We start from the raw sequence: 20078 nt of genomic DNA, 5'->3' as shown, positions 1-20078 counted from the left end.
GTTTTCATATGGCATCCCCGCTACCTTCCTTTCGCCAGAAACTGCAAGGCTTCCACATGGTCACCCGCAATCTGCTCGACGGCAGGGGGCATTCCGGAGCTGGCGAAGTGTTTGTCTGGCCGGAATCGGTTGGAGGTGAAGCTGTTCACTTGATGAACCAATTCCATCCTTACACCTGCCTGTGCGTATGCTGCTTGCGCTTTTGGCGGGCAGAGCAATATGGGCCACCCGAACGGAGCAACCGCTTCCTTGCGTAAGGCAAAGGGGACGGTCACCATAGACCCGATCCCCAAATCCTTACGATTCAACGCCAAGTTGAGAGCTTGGCGACAAGCTACAAAAACGTTGTCTGCGAAAGGCTGATTCAAAAATACAGCAACATCATTCAGGGCAACATCCACGCCGCACTCGCACGCGAGAACAAATGGGTACAGATCATGCGCGGTCATGACAACATCCGCATCGACAAACAGCAGGATGTCGCCTTTCGACAGGCTTGCCCCAATTGCCCGTCCTGTGTCTACGCCTAATGCATATGGGAACTCTACGGTCGTCGCGCCGCATTCACGGGCAAGCTGCGCTGTTTGATCACTCGAGCCATTGACGACCACGATAATTTCAACTGGCTCCAGCCGAAGAACTTCACGGATCACTTGCTGGATCGTCGCTGCCTCGTTGAGGGCTGGAATGATAACGGATACCGTTTTGCCGCTGTAAAGAGTTGTTTGTCTCAAAGGCCATTTCCCTACCTGCGTAACAGGGATACCACTGTTTTTACCGCTCACATTCTCTGCTATATCTCTTCGCCTACCTCCATCGGACAGTCCGCCGCGAAAGGGAAGACGCGAGACGAGATCAAGCTGTTCGGCAATCACCAGCTTTTCATACAAAGAGAGCTCTTTGAGCAACGAACCATGAAGCTGTGGCAAAAACATCCGTTCTTCCGTTCCCGTTCCAATAGCTTGCGTGGTAATGGACAGACCGCTTTCGACCGCCCGCTTGTGCGCTTGAGCAGGCTGTGCCAACTGTTCCACTCCGATTTTGGAAAGTGCTTCTCTGGTCATCGCGTGAGGTGTGTCCAGCAAGGAAGCTTCACGCAGGTCAGAGCGACCGAAGAGGTTATTTACCAGCAGGGAAAAACTGTGGATAGGACTTGGTTTTGTCATCCTCCTGTGTCGCATATCCTGCTGAGGCAAAACGACCTGCGCATTTCCATATAAAATCGGGAACAAGAAGCGCTGCAATCCAGACAACGAATCGATTTGCTCTTCGCCGAGAAAAAGCAGGACATTCCCTCTTGCATGCTTGGCAGCCTCTGTCCGCCATGAGAACAGACTCTCAACACCCTCTGCAAGAACGACGCGAATACCGGAGCCAAGTTCCAAGGCCCCTTTCGAAATCACGATGATTTCCAGAGGTGCAAGCTGTTTGCATGCGGCGATCAGCTTTGGCAGATGAGCTGTCCCAAACATGGCAGGAATTAGAATGGATAGGGGCACGTGGCCCCTTCTCCCTTGCCGCCCTACCATTAGAGAACGCGCACATACGTGATGCGGTCGAGTTGAAATACCACTGTTTCGCCACCGCCATAGCCTGGCTCACTTGCTGCAAGCAAGGTTAATGTCGAATTGGTCACGCCGAGCAACTCACCGGTAATCACATTCAACCCGGTTACGACTTGTACACTATCGCCTATAAACGTTCTCAATTTCTGTACATAGTTCATTTGTCTTCTCCTCCTTACACCTCATGAACATAATTAATTTGCGCAAAACGAATCAGCACACGTGTACCGCTTGGCTCTATGATTTCAGCATAGTCCCGGCCAACCTCATTCAGGACCCCTGTGACACTCCCAGCATCTGTTCCCAGCTCAACGGTTTCATGCAAATAGCGCAGCAGTACTTTGCGAAAAGAATCACTATGCAAATCACTGTGGCTTTCTTGCAGAAATGCGGCGAATTCTTCTGCGTACAGTTCTTTGCGTAGCGAACTACGAATCGCTTCTTCCTTGTCATTTCCGAGTCCTTCGTCTGTTTGCTCCTTACCCCAGACGAGACTCCGCAGCCCTCGAAAATACTCTTTCAACTCTTGTTCATTCACAATTAATTTCATTTGGTCACTCTCATCTCCTTAATCCTATTCTTTTGATTTTTTTTCGCCGCTTGTACACGGTATACAAGTAAGCTGAAAAACGTACTAGGACAACGGTGTATTTTTTTGATTTTAATGAAAAGTTCACGGGATTTTTACCGAAAAACAAAAAAAGACTGCGAAAAGTATTCGCAGCCTTCCTTCGTATTCTACAACTCTTTCATTGTTACGTACTGTTTTGTCTAACTCTTTGCCACCTGTGCCTTTTCGTCCCTGTTCTTGCCTAGCTCATGCTTGATGAACAAATAACTCTCAATTTCTCGAAGGAGATAAAACAGCGAGGCACGCGTCTCAAATTCCTCTCGCGTTCGCGGCAACTCTGCTGCCTTGATCTCCTCTTGCATCACACGCAGTTGGTCGATAAAGCGGTAGGCAGTATTGCCCGGATGTACCGAGTCGCTGATTCGCGCAAGAAAATCTGCGATCCGATGGCTCTCTGTCACCTGATGATCCAAGGAAGAGACAATCGGCATCATGCGTTCCAATAGCTCGAACTGCTTTTGCCGCATGACAAAATACTCATAGTACGAATCGTTTCGGCGGCCCAATCGATTGTCAACATCTCGCGAAGCTAAACGAATCGCCGTTTCCAAGACACCTGTTGTTTCAATTAATTCTTTCCCGTCCCAATCACTTTCTCCGTGACGCAAGTAATAGCAGAACTCCCGCAAGATTTTGCTGAACAGCTTCTCCACCTTTACTTGCATCCCTTTTAGCTCTTTATCGAGACTCGGCATGTACAGATTGACCAGTAGGGCTACGCCCACACCGATAACGAGCAAAGCGACCTCATTCAGCAATAGCATTCCGTCGATTCTCTTTGAAGAATACAGGTGCATGAGCACAACCATGCTGTTGACGAAGCCTTCCTGAATGCCAAAACGCACCGCCAGCGGCAAGAAAAGCAAAATGAAAAGGAGAATGGCAATCGGCGTATAGCCCATGAGGGAAAACAGGCAGACACCGATTCCCAGCCCCAACAAGCTGGCCAGAATCCGATTCCACGCTGTTCGAAACGATTGCTTGACCGTCACCTGAATACACAAGATCGTAATGATCCCAGCCGAAGAAGCATACATCAAGCCCAGTTGCTGGGCGATCAGAATCGAGATAGCCGTTCCGATGGCTGTTTTTAATGTGCGATAACCAATTTTAAACTTGAGAAAGCCCAGTCTTGTTCCCCTCCGCTGTCAAAAATGCTTTCCTGTTTACTTTAACAAAAAGTATCGGGGAACCAAAGGAAAGAGTTCGTAAATTTTCAAAGCATCTATTCCTGTTTGTGCTTCTCTGCATAACTGTGCCACTTGCCATCTGCTTTGACGAGCCCTTTTTCTCCCACATAACGATAGACGAGGAGTGGTTGTTCAAGCATTTTCTTTCTTCCATAAATTCCATCAACTTTTGGCTGAAAGTAAGTGAGCATGAGCTTCTTGTTCTCTTTCATGACTTTTTTCGCCGTATTCAGATCGATACCAATATTTTTTTGAGAGGGACGTGGTAGTAAATATTCCTGAAGTCCGTTGTTATACATTTGCCATACTTCCCCGGTCGCAGGGTTGATATCGACGTGAAAGATGGTATCCTCTTCTGGTATGCCTTTGATCATATAGCCAAATTGGATATGATACGGTTCACCATTTTCCAAGATTTCTTTGATCCTTTTCTCATTCGGAACGTAATCGACCGCATAAATTATTCCTAACTGATCAGGGTAGAATGTTTGTAAGAACTTTTCTGCACTTTCTTGTGCTTGTGCCCAAGTAATACTCTTTTCTATTTTCTTTTTCTCTTCTAAGAACCTGCTTTTTTCATTCATACTGAATTCGACGAAATAACCACGGTTGTTAATCCCTATTTTTACAGTATCTGACTCACTTCCATCCCTTGGTTGCGAAACAAACTCAAAATTCCAGTTCTTTCTATCAAGTACTGAGCGTGACTCATAGCTTCTACCATTCCATCGGTAAGTACTAGGTAGCTTTTTAATCTGTTGCTCTGCTATTTTTAACGCTTCGTCTTGTGTAATGATCTTTTGTTCAGTGGTAGAAGGAGGAACGGTTTTCCCTAACAGCCTTATCTTCTTTTCATTGACAGTCTGTCCGTACGAATCAAGCATTTCCCCTGTAATGGCATTGACAATTTGCGGGTCTTCACTCTTGAAATCATAAACAGGCTGGTCTATTTCAGCAGTATCCTTGTACATGGATGACAGAATCGCCTCTTTATCCCATTTCTTTTCAGCTTTCTTTATATCTATAACTTTCGAAGTATCTGGAAGTTCCTCCTCTGTCCAATGTCGCTCAAACCTGATCACTTCCCCATTGCTGCCCACTCTGAATCGAAACCCATTTTCCAGAAAAGGAATCTCGTTTTCGATACGGGTAAAGTTTATAATGGTTCCTTTGCTAGTAGAGTTATAGTTAACATATGGATCAGGATATTCATTCGGCTTGGATAAACGGCTCCGTTCTTCTTCCGTCGTTACTTGCTTAAGAAATTCGGTTGCCACTTGGATCGCCTGATCTTCCGGAAGCTTCTTTTGAATTGCGTCCAAGTCCCGCTCTTCCCCACGACGTTCATATTTCAAAATTCCCCCTGATAATGCATCTATTCGCAATTCAATACTCCCACTATTTTCTTTATTCCAACTGCTAGACCATATGGGTTTTCCCCATAGCATTTCAATACCGTCGACAAATTCGACTCTTGCCAGCTTGTACTCACCCAGAATCGTCAATTGCTTCTTGGCAAGCGCAATTGCCTCTTCCTCCGAAAGTGCCTTCTCGGCTGCATGTACGACTGGTGCCAAACTTCCGGCCCCTGCTGTAGCGAACACAGTTGTCATCAAAATGGAAAATGTCACGCCGAGTGAAAGTCCCCTCGATATAGTACGTCTCAACACGAATAACCTCTCCTCTCCATCTACAAACAACCTCATTTTACCATTTATGAGAGAAAATAGACCAAAAAAAAAGATCCGCCGATGCGAAATCTCGCACAACAGATCTTTTGGGATGTTGATTATACGTCAAGCTTTTTCACGATCTTGCAAATCAATTCCGCTCTTGCTGCTGGTCGTAAATCAATTTCAGCAGTTCAGCGGCTTGTGCACGCGTAACTGTTGCATCCGGATCAAAATTCGTTGCTGATTTTCCCTTGAGCAAGCCATTTGCTGAGATGAGGGTAACAGCAGGAACATGCTTGCTTTGCACGTCCTGATATGGCGACTTGAATAGTTCGGGCTTTTCCAGGAGGTCACCATAACCGAGCAGTCTTGCCACCATATCCGCTACTTCGGCACGTGTAATCAACCGATCTGGCTCAAAGTTATTTCCTGTTTTTGGAATCAATTTGTATTCTACGTTTCTTTGAATGGCAGCGTAGTTTGGATGGGAAGAAGGTACGTCAGCAAAGTTATGAATAAGCCGTTCTTCATCGCTGTCGAAGTAAGGACGCAGATATCGGAATTCGCCCTCATCTGCCATCTGCGCCATCATCATGGCCATTTCCCCACGAGTAACCTCTTTTTCGGGTCCTAACTGGCCGTCTGCGACCGTCATCCATCCCTTACGGACCGCAAAATCAAGCACTGCCTGTTGCGGATGCTCATCGATATCAGTCGGGGATTGCTTTTTTTGTGCCTCAACAAAGCTGTACCATTCTCCGGTATCTGCTTTCACAACCCCATTATCTCCAACATAACGATAGACGAGAATCGGTTCAGACGGCTTTATCGGTACCCACTCTGGCACAGGCTGGAGGTAGGCAAGCTGAAGCTTCTGCTGCTTCTTGATTACTTCTTTCGCACTTTGCCGTTCGATTTGCTTGTTAGTTGGCTTGGAAAGCAGCTTCACTTCCGAGCGTGACCTTTGGCTCAATGACTCAGCCATCCCCGTCTCCGGATTGACCTCGACTCGAAAGGTTTCATCCTCGACCGGAATACCATTGATCAGCATGCCAAATTGAATTTCATATGGTTCGCCATTATCCGCATAACTTTGGAGTGTTTCCTTCGAAGGCTCCTGTTCTATCTGATAAATTTCTCCCAGCTGGTCGGACAAGAGAGTGTTTACAAGTTTCGTAGCACTTTCTTCGGCCTGTTCCCAAGTGATGACCATCTTTTTGGGAGTTTCTTCAAATCGACCGTTTGGATTCACTTGATAACCGACCAACTCTCCCCGGTCGTTAATATCCACTTCTACTTGCTCTGACTTTTTGCCTCCTCCATTTTGAGGGGAGAAATCAAAACTCCAATGGCGTTCAGAGATTCCACCTGGTCCTGAGCTCGAACCCCCTCCGCTGCTGCCGTCAAAACGATAGTTGCCAGGCAGTCTTTTCACATATTGTTCCGCAATTTTTTGTGCCTCTTCTTTTGTAATCAACCGCTTTTCTGACGTTTCTGAGGATATCATATTCCCCAACGGCTTGATTTTTTTCTCACTTGCTACTTTTCCAAATAAATTAATGACTTCTCCAGTCGTAGCATCGACCAGTTGCGGGTCCTCATCCTGGAACTCGTAGACCAGCTCGTAGGAGCCAGGTGCCTGCTGATATCTATTCGTCATCCCTGCCATATCCTTGTACATAAGGGACGGGCTTGCTTTCTCCTCCCATTTTTTCTCTGCTTCGGCTGTCTCAATCACTTTCGTAGCTTCCGGGAGCTTGCCGTCATACCACTCCCGGTTAAAGTTGACGACGTCCCCATTCCTGTCCACGATTATTTGAATACCATTTCCCAAAAACGGGATTTCGCCCACCATGCGAGTGAAATTTACAAATTCTCCCTGATTTCTGAAATAGTAACCGTTCTGGTCCGCATATTCATTGGGCTTGGATAAACGCCCCCGCTCCTCTTCGGTTGTCACTTTTTCCAGAAACTTCGTCGCTACTTCTATTGCCTGCTCTTCCGTAAGCTTGTTTTTAGTGCTTCCTGGTTGATCGTCCTCCAAACGGTTAGAATATCGGGATAATGCACCAGAAACAGCGTCAATCGTCACATTAATGCGTCCAGCCTTGCCTTTTTCCCAAGAGATATTCCAATATGTTCGACCTGTAACATTGTATTCCTCGTCCGGCTCTGTGATTCTGGCACCTCTCAGCTTGTAGTCTTCCGGAATTGTCACCCACTTCTGGGCTTGTTTAATTGCCTCTTCCTGCGACAGCGTTTTCTCGGCTGCATGTACGATTGGGACAAGACCCTCGACACTTGCTGTAGCGAATACAGTCGTCACCAGAATAGTGGATGACACGCCGAGTGAGAGCCCCCACGACGTTGTACGTCTCAACACGGATCAACCTCTCCTCTCTATTATCAAAATATCACCTTATTTTACCATTAAAGAGAGGATATGTAGTCCAAAAAAAGATCTGCCGATGCGATTTTCTCGCAAAGCAGATCTTTTGGGGGCATTGCTTATACTTCCAGCTTTTTCGCCAGTGTTTCTACGTTCAATACGTTTCCTACGAGGAAGTTGCCGAATTCACCGAAGCGTGCGCTTACTTCATCAAAGCGCATTTCGTAAACGATATGCTTGAATTCCAGCGGATCGTTGGCAAAGAGGGTAACGCCCCACTCCCAATCGTCGAAACCAACAGAGCCACCGATGATTTGCTTCACGCGGCCAGCGTAGGAGCGGCCGATCAAGCCGTGGGAGCGCATCATTTCTTGGCGCTCCTGCATGGATAGCATGTACCAGTTGTCTTGCAGATCACGCTTTTTGTTCATTGGATAGAAGCAAATGTGCTCCCATTTTGGCAAGATCGGATAGAGGCGGTCACGCACGTGCGGATTCGCTTTTGGATCTTCACCTGGATTATGTACATAGTTGCTCAGCTCTACTACGGATACATACGAATAAGGAGCTTCTGTATAGGCAGCAAAGCGAGTTTTGTTGAACGCTGTTTTGATCTCATCGAGTTCTTGCATGGTTGGACGCAGGAACATGAACACGAGGTCTGCTTTGTGTCCGAGGATGGAGTAGACAGCCGTGCTTCCTTGGTTCTCGCCCTCATTCGCTTCCCATGTGCGGATCAATGCATTCAGCTCGTCCAACGCTTCTTGGCGTTCTGCTGCGGACGCTGCTTTCCACTTTTCCCAATTGATGGTGCGGAAATTATGATACGTATACCAACCTTCTAATGTAAGCAACGCTTCGTTTGCGCTCATTCTAAATCAGCTCCTTTGAAAAATCTGGTGACCTTCTTGCAACATTCCCAGTATAGCATAAGGAACAAGTGCGTATTCGGAACAGATTGGTGAACAAGAAAAATGAAAACCAAGCGGAGCATTAACTGCCGCTTGGTTTCGTTCCTGCCAGCACAGAGGTTGTCAGCTTGCTCGCTGCTCCCTGATCCACAATAACTGTTACATCCGGATGCGATTGCAATAAGGAAGCTGGTACATCTGCCGTAGGCTCTTCCTCCAGCATCAATCGCACTGCTTCTGCTTTTGCCTCTCCACTTGCGAGAAGCACGACTTTTTTCGCGCCAAGAATCGTCTTGATTCCCATGGAAACTGCCTGAGTCGGAACCTGGTCCACACTATCAAAATAGCGGGCGTTTGCTTCGATGGTGCTGTCAGTGAGCTGGACCACGCGTGTCACTGAGTCGGCAGGAGATCCTGGCTCGTTGAAGCCAATATGGCCGTTATTGCCGATCCCCAACACCTGGATGTCGATCCCGCCTGCCAAACGAATCGCTTCCTCGTAGCGTGCACACTCTGCCAAATGATTTGTCGTATTGCCAACTGGCACATGTGTCTTCTCCGCAGGAATGTTGATGTGATTGAACAAGTTTTCTTGCATATACGCGCGATAGCTTTGCGGATGAGTCGAGGAAAGACCGACGTATTCATCCAGATTAAAGCTGCTCGCTTGCGAAAAATCGATGCTCTTTGCCTGCGACAGCTTGATCAGCTCACGGTACATCCCTACTGGCGTGCCTCCGGTTGCGAGACCAAAGACGGTCTTCGGATTTGCTTTTACTTCGCTTACGAGCATTTCAGCAGCTTTTCTGCTGAGCTCCGCGTAATCTTTCACGATCACCAGCTTCATTTCCAACCACTCCTATTCAATATAAGATACCTCTTAATATTTTCTCTCTAGGACAGCCTTCGCTGTTCTCTCTTTATATAAAAGGGCCTTTTCCTTGTTGCGCATCGTTATTGTCGTACTGATGACATCCAGTACATGCAGCTGTGCAATTTTGGCTGCGAGCGAGCCTCCCTGCAACGGCCCTTCTTGCGCTGCTGTCAGAAGCGTAATGTCCGCTACATTCGTAATTGGTGAGCGTCGATAGTGCGTCAGGCAAATGCAAGTTGCGCCTGCCTGCTTGGCGACTTTCAATGAATCGATGGTGTCTTTCGTACTGCCTGATACAGACAAACCGATCGCGACATCCCCCGGTCCCAGAGTCGCTGCAGCCATCGCTTGCAGATGCGATTCATTAAAAGCGTCCACTCGAAGCCCGATCCGCAAAAACGTGTACTTGGCATCCTGGGCTGTTACCGCTGACGTACCTACCCCGTAAAAATGGATTGTGCTTGCTTTTTGCAAAAGGTCTACACAGCGCTCCAGCTGTTCGATCTGAAACAAAGCCGAAGTATCCCCAATCGCCTGTTGATTGGCGGCTGTTACTTTGTGCGTAATGATGTCCAGCGAATCGTCTTCTCCTACTTCGCCATGCAAGTTTTTGACTGGATTGACCATTTCCTGTGCCAATGCCAGCTTGAATTCCTGATAGCCATGGAACCCTATTTTCCTGCAAAATCGCAAAACGGTCGTCTCACCCACTCCCGCCTTTTCGGCAAGGTCAATCACCGATGAATAAATCACGCTGTCTGTCTGCTGCAAGACAATATGGGCAACCTTTTGCTCCGATTTCGTAAAGGAGGGAAGGAGACTCTGAATATGTAAAAGCGTATTTGTCTTCGTGATGGTAGCTGTCAATGGATGGGACAGCTCCTCTTGCTGTTTTGCCATATAGCTCGCTCCCCCTTGAATAAAAGTCAGGATTTTCACAGCTGTATTCATCCAAAACAAAAAAGCTGTATTTCTACAGCTATTATATCAAAAAAGGAGTTATCCGCCATCTTTATTATTTTTAGTGGAGCAATTCTCCAAAACATCAAAATGGGGTAAACAAAATGGTCGGACATATTGCGACCCGAAAAGATCCGCTCATTGCTGCCGGAAGCAAAACCAGATCGAGCGTCACGATTTCCCCTGTGCCTAGAGTCACTGTCCCTCTCGCTTCTCCAACCCCCATCGCATTGGCTACAACCAAGTAGGTGCCAGGAGCAAGATCAGTCACCTTGTACCTGCCGAAGCTGTCTGTTTGGACAATGACAGTGATTATGTTTGGCTGATTCACCTTTTGCACATACACGGTTGCCCCAGCAACCGGCAAACCTGTCAAACCGGATCGAACTGTTCCTTGTATCGTACCCGTTTGAGAAAGGCGAATGATGATAAAGGTTGTTTGGTTCGGCAAAACGACTGCTTCTGCCTGACCGGTACCAATGCCCGGGATGGTCCCGATAACGGTATAAGTCCCCGGAGCCACATTGACAAAATGAAATGTTCCATCCGGCTCGGCCAGGATATTTTGCAGACGAATCTGGTCTGAGTTGAATAGCGACAATTGAATATTGTTTCCGCTGGCTTGGATTCCGTTTGGCAAGAGGACAATCCCGGATATCGTTCCGACGAATGGCAATAGCTCGACAGTCGTAACCGTCGTCTGCCCGCTTGCGACCGAAACGGTAATGTAATGCGTACCGAAACCCTCTGCGCTTGCAATGACATTGTACTCTCCAGCCGTCAAGCTATTCACCTGGAATTGCCCGCTCTGATTGGTTACGGTGTTGGCAACAAACAAGCCATTGGCAAACAGCTGAATCGCAACGGCCGCTCCTGTGATCGGAAGTCCTGTCAACTGATTGGTCACCTGTCCGAAGATATTGCCTGGAAGAGGAGACATCGTGAGAATGACTCCGTTAAGTGTCTGTCCAGCAGTCACGGTTATGTTACTGGTTGCCGCTGCATAGCTGTCTTCACTTGCGCTTATCACATACGTTCCAGGCGGCAGGTTACCGACAGAGAAATTGCCGAGGTCATCCGTAATCGCACTACCGAACAATGTTCCGTGTGAATCCTTCACCTGTATCAACGCGTTGGAAACAACACCGCAACCCTCAGACTGAACCTGACCTGCGACCGTAGCTGGAAACGGGGGAAGACCCACATCGATGACCGTCGTCTGACCAGAAAAAATTGTCGCGCCAACTGGCTGGGTAGCATAGTTGAGAGCACTGATCGCCAGCGTATAGGTTAAAGGTGCCAAGCCGTCGATTGTAAACTGGCCGAGACCGTCTGTAATTGCCCGAGACAGCAGGTTGTTTGTTCCCGGGAAAAAGATCAGAACCTCCGCTCCTACCAGCGGTGTCCCATCAAACTCATCTCTGACGGTCCCCTGCAAAATGCCTGGGTTTGGATTTAGCGGAATATTGACAGTAGCGATTCCCCCTGGCGCTACATCAAAGGATACGTTTTCTCTCTGATAGTTATCGTTTCTTGCCAAAATGGTGTAGTTTCCTGCCGCAAATCCATCGATGAAGTATATCCCCTGAGCGTCTGTTTGAGTAGAATAGAGAATCGTATTATTGTTGCCTAACAAGCGGACGAGCGTGTTCGGCAAGGGTGTGTTGAGAAGGGCGTCCGTAATTTCTCCCGTGACGCTCGCAGGAAGACTCGGCAAGGAAAAATCGAGACCTGTAGTCGCTCCCAATCCGACCATAATGGTCGAGGCCTCAGCTGCATGTCCTGAGGCAGTAGCGATCAGTGTATAACTCCCCGGGGGAAGTCCGCTTACCATATATTGTCCTTGCTCATCAGCCTGAACAATGGCAATGATCGTTCCAGATGGACTTCCCTGCCGAACCGTAATGACAGCGCCGTCAATCGGCAAAGCCGTACCTTGCTCTCGCACTGTACCTACAATCGCACCGGGCAACCCTTGTAGTGCAAAGCTTAAGGTGGACATTGCCCCGGCTTGAATTTGTGCACCCGCTACATCGCTTGCATACCCAGATGCATTTACATTGACGGTATACCCTCCGGGAGCCAGCCTGTCAAACGAATAGTTCCCTGCAGCACCTGTCAGGACAGATCCTACCGCTGCACGGGTGTTGTCGTAGACGGTTACCGTTGCGCCAGTAATCGGCAAGCCCGTCTCCAGATCAGTCACAACGCCGGATAAACTGCCGGGATTGGGAGTCAATGCCTGCTGAAAGTTGGTAGTAATGCCCCCTTGCAAAATAACAGCTTGCGAGACAGATACAAAATTCGGGGCAGAAACGGTTACATTTACGACACCCGGTGGAAGCTTCTCTGCCAAAAAATTGCCTTGCTCGTCTGTCAATAATTGAGCAAGCACAACACCATGGTCATCCGTAATGAGCACTGTGCTTCTCGGAATCCCGAATCCCGTCATCTGATTGGTCACTACACCCGAGATAGCCGCAGGCAAGTCAGGTAACGTAACGGTCGTTGAAGTTGCGGTATTGGCCGCCACGATCACACCGATACTTCCTACGACATAGCCAGGTGCTGACGCGATAACGGTGTAAACGCCGGGAGCGACACTCGCAAAGAAAAACACGCCCGATTCATTCGCCAGTAAGCTCTGTATGACGGCCTGATTGCTATCCATCAGCTTGACGTTGATTTCGCTTCCCGTAACAGGTACACCCAAGCTGTTTATGACACTTCCCACAATGGAACCAGGCAAAGAAAAGAGCGCCACGCTAGCCCCCGTCGTTTCTCCACCGACTACATTGGCCCCTGCTGATTGATTAGCATAGCTAGGTGCGCTTACCGTGACGGTATAAGCACCCGGCAACAGATGTTCAATCAAATAGCTGCCCGTCTGGTCGGTACTAGCTGTAGCCACTACATTTCCGTCACTTATGGAACGAACCAGGACAACTGCCCCTGAAATGAATATCGCGGGATTTGTCGCGTCCGTCACCTGTCCACTAATCCCGCCTGCATTCGCCCCAAGAGTAAAGTCTACTCCGGTTTTATTTTCACCGGGTCCAAGTGTAGCACCAATCGAACCTATAACATATTCAGGGGCACTTGCCACCACGACAAATGAGCCCGCAGGCAGGTTGGCAATTGTATAGGACCCGTTTGAATCCGTATAGCCAAAGCCTATTGTCGTCTCATTCAAATCCAGAATACGGACAACGGTATTGACAATCGGCTGCAAACCCGTGTCTCGTACAGTTCCAGAAATACTGGCCGGATTCGGGGTAAGCGTAAAGGAAACGTTGGCCGTCTGCCCAGGCTGTACGATCGCCCCAAAAGATTGAACAGCGTAGCCGGGAGTGGTAGCTGCAAGGACATAAGAGCCTGGTGCGACTCCTGAAAATGAAAACGCCCCATTCCCATCTGCGACGACAGTACCGATCAACAGGTTATTGATATCAAACAATTGAATGGTGGTTCCCGGTACGATAGGTGCTACTGTACCGCTAATAAAACCGAAATCCTGATTGAGCTGAAGCTGGACAGGAGTAGTTGTATTCGCGAGCACAATGGCCCCGACATGATTGGACTGAAAGCCACTTGCTGAGGCAGCGATGACGTATTGTCCCGCAGCCAAGCCCGTGATGACAAAGCTTCCTTGACTATCACTGTATACTGAATTCACCACAGAGCCGTTGGAGTCAAGCGCATTAATTTGGGCACCAGCAATCGGCTGCAACGTCCCTGCAGCAAGTACCTGTCCCTGAATATCACCCGGACTTGCAAAAAGAGAAAAGGAGACTGGCGTATTTGTATTCGCCAGCACAGTGGCGGTAGCACTGCTCGCTTCGTAATTCGTTGCACGTACCGTAACGGTATAAACCCCGGGTGCCAGCCCTGTGATCTCGTAATTGCCAGCTAGATCGCTGCTCGCATGGGCCACGACTGCCCCCGCTTGGTTCAACACGCTAACCTCTACCGAAGCACCAGATATCGGTAGACCGGACGTAGCATCGAGGATCGAACCCGAAATGCTCCCCGGCAAATCTGCAAGCTGTACATTCACCGTTGTTGTCGTCAGGGAAGCGACGCTTGCCCCTGTGAATACAGTCGTTTTGTCCGGAGCAGACACGATGACGACGTACGCCTGCGGCAGCAAATCAGGTACCACATACTGTCCGTTCCCATCCGTCAATACAGTAGCAATTACAGCCCCTGCTGCCGTATTTTCCCTAATGATGACAGTGGCACCCTGAATCGGCTGATTGCCGCTGTCTACCACCTGTCCTGCGATTGATCCCGGAGAAGCTTGCAGGACAAAAGCAAGGGACGATATTTCCTGAGGCAGCACTGTTGCCCCCAACACAACGGTGGAATAACCAGAAGCTGTAGCTGTTACGGTATAGGTGTCCGGTGCCAAGTGCGGGAAGGAAAAGGTGCCAGCGCTGTCGGTAATGGTCTGCGCCACAGGAACAGTTCCCTTCAAAACAACGACGATGGCGTCAGCTAGCGGATTCATGCCTGTGTCCGTGACAGTCCCATTTAATATCCCTGCCTGTTTTTCCAACTGGAGGTCAACCGCTGTAGTAGCTCCCGCATTGATTTCGACGCCTACGGTTTGACCAGCATACCCTTCTGCTGTAACCGTCAGGACATAAGTTTCTGGACCAAGCAAGGACAAGGAGTAGTCTCCATTCGCATCGGTTAACGTCTCACCTACAGCAATTCCCGAACGAGTGACAACCTTGATGCTCGCATTTGGGATTCCCTCGCCCGTTTGCGCATCAGAAATGGTTCCGCTTACTGTTCCAAATGCTGTAGTCAATTCAAAATGAAGTACCTTGGCATCTCCCGCTTGCAGACTGATTCCAGCTAACTGTGTGGAAAAGCCTGCGGCACTGACACGGATTTGGTAACCGCCTTCTGCGAGCTTGGTCAGCAGATACGTGCCTGCACCGTCTGTTGTCGTTTCCGTCAGCGTAATACCTGCCTGGTTCAGCACTTCCACCAATGCCCCGGGAATCGGTATGCTACCCGGACCTGTCACCAAACCGGAGAGCTGCGCAACTGACGTCTGGAGCACTACATTTTGTGTAGTAGACTGGGCACGAATGACGTTGATTGCGACTGTTGCTGGCTGGAATGTATCCGCACTGACTGCAAGGGTATAGGCACCCGGCACGACATTGGTAAACTGATAGGTTCCCCCTGCGCCTGTCATTGTCTGGTTTATCGTCACGCCTGTCGTATTAATGAGCTTTACCACCGCACCTGAGATGGGTGCCAATCCGGTATCTGTTATCGTCCCATTCACCTGACCTGGACTCGGAGGAAGCAAAATGTCTGCTCTTGTAGTCTGCCCTGCTAGAACGCTCACGAATTGGATTTTGGGGTCATAAGTCGGCGCGGTCACCGACACAGAATACAGACCAGGAGCCAATCCAGTAAACGAATAGGCACCATCTGTGTCTGTTGTCGTCGTTCCGATTAGCACAGGAATCGAATCATACAACTCGACCTGTGCACCTGCTACAGGCAAGTTCGTGGACTGGTCAAGCACCACGCCAGCAACACTTCCAGCCAAGTTAACCGTGATGACAATATGATCCTGAACAGGAGAAAGTGTCCCGCCAGAAAAGCTGTCTACACCAGTGACTGTCGCTGTATTTAACCGCCTTGTTCCACCAGGAGAGACCGCAAAAACCCCACCGACCGTAAATGTCAAGCTGGCAGTAGAACCAGCGGCCAAATTGCCGATCGTCCAGCTGAGCACCTTGGTGAGCGGATTGTAACTGACAGAGCCGGTGCTTGTTGCATTTACCGCAAAAGCTGTTACCTGATCCAGCTCGATCAAATCATTGACAACGACAGTCGTTGCCTGGCTCTTCCCAGTATTGGTGACAGTGATCGATCCCGTCCATTGTGACAGCTGTCCTGTGGTAACGACGGCTGGTCCTGCTGTTACCTGCTTGTCGATCGCGAGTTTCGCCCGTACATCTCCCGCAGATATCGTGGTGTTATTACTCTGGGAATTTTCAAAAGTGTAGCCTTCACTGATTCGCAGAGAGTCCTTGTTGTAGTTATTTTCATTCGTGGAAGTAAACGGAAGGAAACGAAGGGAAGTAAGAGAGGTAACACCAATCGTTGAAAAAAAAGTAGCAGCCGGCATGACGAGATCAATGAAGTAATCAGGAGTGCCGCTAAAATTAGAGCCGTCATTCGTCAGCCGCACACGAGCTGTGTCAAAATTGATAATCGGCGCTTGCCAGTTTGGTGCTCCACTGCCGTTTGTGCCCTCTGCCGGATCGTTCCAAGAGTTGAATTCTACGACCGTGTTTTGAATCAGGGCAATACGATTGCGTAAGCCTTGCACACTTAACATCCATTGATAGGTGCCAGCCACTCCGTTTGTATTGATCAGATAACCCCAACCAAAGTTTTGGAAACCTGTTTTTTGCGAATTTCTTGGATCTTCATTGACTCTCATCCGAAAGTAGAGATACGTTCCATCAAACGCAGAAAAAGCAACAGGAAACGTAGCGTTTCCTACCAAGTCGATAGAGCCGGGATTTTCATCGTTCGGGACGTCTCCGAATGGACTTCCCCCGAGCATAAACGGGATGAATTGACTGTCAGAAGGATAGGCCATTTTTCCTCACCTCTCCCCTCTAACATATGTACATAGAGTGATATGGCCCCCGCCCTCTCTTTGCTAATTGGCTTGTCCGTGCCCGTCCCAACAAAACGGTCATGACCGTTTTGTTGACCGCAAGCGGTCACATCCACTTTTATGAAAAACGTCGAGACGTTTTTCACAGAAAAAAGGGCTTTCGCCCGCAAATATTTCTTGCGAGGAAACCCTTTCCCTCCGTATTACCTATCTTACATAAATACGCGATAGCCAAGCAGAATAACCAGCACCAAAACGACAATACAGCCGATGAAGAAGCCGATGCTGCCTTCTTGTCGCTTTGCTTTGCCCAAGGACATTTCCATCAAACCAAAGGCGATAACCGCGATAATGCCCTTCACGTAGTAATAGAAATCTGATGCGTGACCCACGAAAAGCATCCAAGCTCCCGATACAAGAATAATGACCATCATGAGTCTGAGCAGCATATGTACGATCTTTCCTGCTTTTGCTTTACCCACGCGATACAGGATGTAGGCAACGATCAAGAGCACGAATGCGACTTCCCAGCTACCCACATGCGCTTCAATTAACGCTTTGTACGGCAAAATATTCAACCCCTTTACTCCTAAATTCAATCTTGTCCATTATAACAGAAGAAGGGGAAAAATGCTGATGTCCCAATGCGTGGCAGTATTGTGACCAGGCTTTTTTGGGGATGAAAAAGAGGCTGCCTGTCATCGGCAACCTCCTTTTTCTAGCAAACGATCCTATCGCAGTAAAAATCCGTCTTTCAGCGGGTCCGTAGGGTCCACGACAAATTGATGCAAACCTGTGATATACGCCTTTCCTTCTATGCTCGGAATGACAGCCGGATAACTACCCACCTGCGTGGTTGCTGCCACCTTGCCGATAAACTGGCTCCCGACAATTCCTTCATGGACAAACGATTCTCCAGCAGCCAGCTTGCCTCGCGCATGCAAGGTGGCTACGCGAGCCGCAGTACCTGTACCACATGGTGAACGATCGACCTGCTTGTCGGCGAAAATCGTCACGTTGCGCAGGTCTGATCCTTCCACTCTCGGCTTATCCGAGATAATCACCCCGTAAATGCCTTTGAGCTCAGGCTCCAACGGATGAACGACCTCCATTTTCGCCTCGATTTGTTCCTTGATTCGCCTTCCCCACTCTTGCAGCTCTGCCAATTGCTCCATTTCTGCCTGAACCCCGATATCTTCCGCCTGTACAACTGCATAGAATGCTCCGCCAAAAGAAATGTCCACAGGAAAGGAACGTCCTCCCCACTCAATGGGAACGTCTTGTGCCAAAACAAAGGAGGGGACATTTTCAAACGAGACGGAATGGACCAGCGATTCTTCCACCTTGGCGTGCGCAATGATTCTTCCTGCCGGACTGTCAATCACAATACGCTCTGTCGGATCTTCCAGCCGAAGGATTCCAGTCTCAATGGCAGCCGTCACTACCGCAATAATTCCATGCCCGCACATGGTACTGTAGCCCTCGTTATGCATGAACAGCACGCCAAATGCCGCATCTGGGCTGACGGGCTCTGTCATGACACACCCGTACATACCATGATGTCCGCGCGGTTCATACATAAGCACCCGCCGGATATGGTCCAGCTCCTCCCGAAAGTAACGTCGCTTCTCCAGAATCGTCTCGCCCGCGAGCGGTGGAATGCCGCCTGTTATGATGCGCAGCGGCTCCCCTCCAGTATGGGCCTCGATCGTCGTAAACAACTGATTGATGTTCATGACATCCTCACCTTTTTATGCGATTGGCGAAAAGCTCGATGGATCACCATGCGTATTTGATCGCGCATGTTTTCGTCGTACTGTAAAAATCAAGTGCCGCTTGCCCCTGCTCCCGTGTATGCGAGCTGGATAGCTTCATGCCGCCAAATGGAGCCTGATATTCCACACCTGCCGTCTCCTGATTGACCCGAACCATCCCCGCCTGCGCCACATCCAAGAAGCGATGGGCACTCGCCAAATCTCGGGTAAACAGCGAAGCGCTCAGTCCGTATACAGACTGGTTGCACAGCTCCACAGCCTCGTCAAAACCGTCCGCTGTCAATAGCACAGCCAATGGTCCAAACACTTCCTCCTGAACGAGGCGATGATTGGCAGCGACACCCTCGACAATTTGGGGACGGATGTAATAGCCTTGCTCCTCTTTTGCATAAGCAGGGCTTTGGGCAATGACTGTTGCTTCATCGCTCGCCAATGCGATGTATTGCCCAACCGTCTCATACTGTGCAGCCGAGGCAACAGGCCCCAAATACGCTTCCAGATCGCTGGCATCCCCTACCCGGCACGTCTCCATAGCCGATTGCAACCGCTCGACAAGTGGCTGGTAGATCGCCTTCTCTACAATGATCCTGCTGGTAGCCGTACATTTTTGACCAGCCGATCGAAACGCGCCGCTGAGCAAAATCGGAACCGTTTTATCCAGATCAGCATCTGCCAAAACAACTGCTGCATTTTTTCCGCCCATTTCGGTTTGATATTTGATATTGCGACCCGCGCACGCGATGGCAATCTGTCTGCCTGTTTCCGATGAGCCAGTAAAGCTGACCGCATCGACTTCGGCTTCATTCGTAAGTGTATGGCCGATCTCTCGGCCCTTGCCAATCACCAGATTCAGCACACCCGCTGGCAGCTTCGTTTCCGCAAATATTTCGGCTAATCGTGTCGCTGTGAGCGAGCCGTTTTCCGCTGGCTTCCAAATGACCGTGTTCCCGCAAATGAGTGCAGGGGCGATCTTCCAGATAGGGATCGCAACGGGGAAGTTCCATGGTGTGATAACCGCCACGACTCCGAGCGGGACGCGACGGCTGTATTGCAGGACGTTCGTATCTGAAGAAGGAATCAGGTTGCCGTTGGAACGCATCCCTTCTCCGGCATAATAGCGCAACAGACTGACCCCGCGCGCCACTTCTCCGCGCATCTCGCCAAGCTGTTTGCCCATTTCCCGGCTTGCCAGCTGTGCCAAGCTGTCTGCATTTGCCTCTAATGCGGCAGCCATTTGAAAAAGAATATCGCCACGAGCCGCACCTGTTTGTTTTGCCCAGCCGATCTGTGCCGCACGAGCTGCCTGTTCAGCAGCAAAAACTTGTGACCGATCAGACAGATGCAGAACGCCGACTTCTTCTGTGATACGTGACGGGTTTTTGACCGTTAGTTCCTTCCCTGACGGCGTCATCCATTCGCCGCCAATCCAGTTTTTGCTGTGCATCATGC

13 protein-coding genes are annotated in these 20078 nt (G+C 49.3%); all 13 read right to left on the bottom strand.

Annotation, left to right across the window (positions count from 1 at the left end; translation table 11 throughout):
• Positions 1–20: 20 nt before the first annotated feature.
• The 13 genes from EL268_RS07140 to EL268_RS07075 all read right to left on the bottom strand — a co-directional run bounded on the left by EL268_RS07140 (position 21) and on the right by EL268_RS07075 (position 20073).
• Positions 21–1499, bottom strand: coding sequence for a glycosyltransferase family 2 protein (locus EL268_RS07140; protein WP_232030287.1), 1479 nt, complete (start codon positions 1497–1499; stop codon positions 21–23).
• 29 nt (positions 1500–1528) lie between these two features.
• Entirely contained in the window at positions 1529–1726 is a 198-nt protein-coding gene (locus tag EL268_RS07135; RefSeq protein WP_106655514.1) for a hypothetical protein, read from the bottom strand.
• Between the two features lie 14 nt (positions 1727–1740).
• Complete coding sequence (locus tag EL268_RS07130) at positions 1741–2115, bottom strand: DUF2642 domain-containing protein (RefSeq protein ID WP_106655513.1); 375 nt, start codon at positions 2113–2115, stop codon at positions 1741–1743.
• Positions 2116–2336: 221 nt separating this feature from the next.
• The gene (locus tag EL268_RS07125) at positions 2337–3305 is read right to left on the bottom strand and encodes an aromatic acid exporter family protein (RefSeq protein WP_331251422.1); all 969 of its coding nucleotides are present in this window, start codon (positions 3303–3305) and stop codon (positions 2337–2339) included.
• A 116-nt stretch (positions 3306–3421) separates the two neighbouring features.
• A complete protein-coding gene (locus EL268_RS07120; protein ID WP_232030286.1) occupies positions 3422–5056 on the bottom strand; it encodes a YcdB/YcdC domain-containing protein in 1635 nt (544 codons plus the stop codon).
• A 151-nt stretch (positions 5057–5207) separates the two neighbouring features.
• Positions 5208–7442, bottom strand: a complete 2235-nt coding sequence (locus tag EL268_RS07115) for a YcdB/YcdC domain-containing protein (RefSeq protein WP_106655511.1) — start codon at positions 7440–7442, stop codon at positions 5208–5210.
• A gap of 125 nt (positions 7443–7567) precedes the next feature.
• Positions 7568–8320, bottom strand: a complete 753-nt coding sequence (gene hemQ / locus EL268_RS07110; RefSeq protein WP_007715842.1) for a hydrogen peroxide-dependent heme synthase — start codon at positions 8318–8320, stop codon at positions 7568–7570.
• Positions 8321–8441: 121 nt separating this feature from the next.
• Positions 8442–9206: a glucosamine-6-phosphate deaminase gene (gene nagB, locus EL268_RS07105; protein ID WP_106655510.1), complete on the bottom strand. Its 765-nt coding sequence runs from the start codon at positions 9204–9206 to the stop codon at positions 8442–8444.
• Between the two features lie 33 nt (positions 9207–9239).
• A complete protein-coding gene (locus EL268_RS07100) occupies positions 9240–10133 on the bottom strand; it encodes a MurR/RpiR family transcriptional regulator (protein WP_106655509.1) in 894 nt (297 codons plus the stop codon).
• 145 nt (positions 10134–10278) lie between these two features.
• Positions 10279–16833: a carboxypeptidase regulatory-like domain-containing protein gene (locus EL268_RS07095; protein WP_106655508.1), complete on the bottom strand. Its 6555-nt coding sequence runs from the start codon at positions 16831–16833 to the stop codon at positions 10279–10281.
• Between the two features lie 233 nt (positions 16834–17066).
• Positions 17067–17432: a YisL family protein gene (locus tag EL268_RS07085; RefSeq protein WP_106655506.1), complete on the bottom strand. Its 366-nt coding sequence runs from the start codon at positions 17430–17432 to the stop codon at positions 17067–17069.
• 153 nt (positions 17433–17585) lie between these two features.
• Entirely contained in the window at positions 17586–18590 is a 1005-nt protein-coding gene (locus EL268_RS07080) for a proline racemase family protein (RefSeq protein ID WP_106655505.1), read from the bottom strand.
• A 43-nt stretch (positions 18591–18633) separates the two neighbouring features.
• Entirely contained in the window at positions 18634–20073 is a 1440-nt protein-coding gene (locus tag EL268_RS07075) for an aldehyde dehydrogenase family protein (RefSeq protein ID WP_106655612.1), read from the bottom strand.
• Positions 20074–20078: the final 5 nt, after the last annotated feature.

It is taken from the genome of Brevibacillus brevis (assembly GCF_900637055.1).
GTDB classification, from domain to species: Bacteria; Bacillota; Bacilli; order Brevibacillales; family Brevibacillaceae; genus Brevibacillus; species Brevibacillus brevis.
The sequence above is the reverse complement of the archived record's forward strand: the minus strand, read 5'-3'. Positions and strand labels throughout refer to the sequence as shown.

What these genes read in the sequence shown, in the direction of transcription:
- EL268_RS07075 (WP_106655612.1), bottom strand. Translation starts at nt 20,073, where the DNA reads ATGCACAGCAAAAACTGGATTGGCGGCGAATGGATGACGCCGTCAGGG.
- nagB (WP_106655510.1), bottom strand. Translation starts at nt 9,206, where the DNA reads ATGAAGCTGGTGATCGTGAAAGATTACGCGGAGCTCAGCAGAAAAGCT.
- EL268_RS07135 (WP_106655514.1), bottom strand. Translation starts at nt 1,726, where the DNA reads ATGAACTATGTACAGAAATTGAGAACGTTTATAGGCGATAGTGTACAA.
- EL268_RS07100 (WP_106655509.1), bottom strand. Translation starts at nt 10,133, where the DNA reads ATGGCAAAACAGCAAGAGGAGCTGTCCCATCCATTGACAGCTACCATC.
- hemQ (WP_007715842.1), bottom strand. Translation starts at nt 8,320, where the DNA reads ATGAGCGCAAACGAAGCGTTGCTTACATTAGAAGGTTGGTATACGTAT.
- EL268_RS07095 (WP_106655508.1), bottom strand. Translation starts at nt 16,833, where the DNA reads ATGGCCTATCCTTCTGACAGTCAATTCATCCCGTTTATGCTCGGGGGA.
- EL268_RS07130 (WP_106655513.1), bottom strand. Translation starts at nt 2,115, where the DNA reads ATGAAATTAATTGTGAATGAACAAGAGTTGAAAGAGTATTTTCGAGGG.
- EL268_RS07080 (WP_106655505.1), bottom strand. Translation starts at nt 18,590, where the DNA reads ATGAACATCAATCAGTTGTTTACGACGATCGAGGCCCATACTGGAGGG.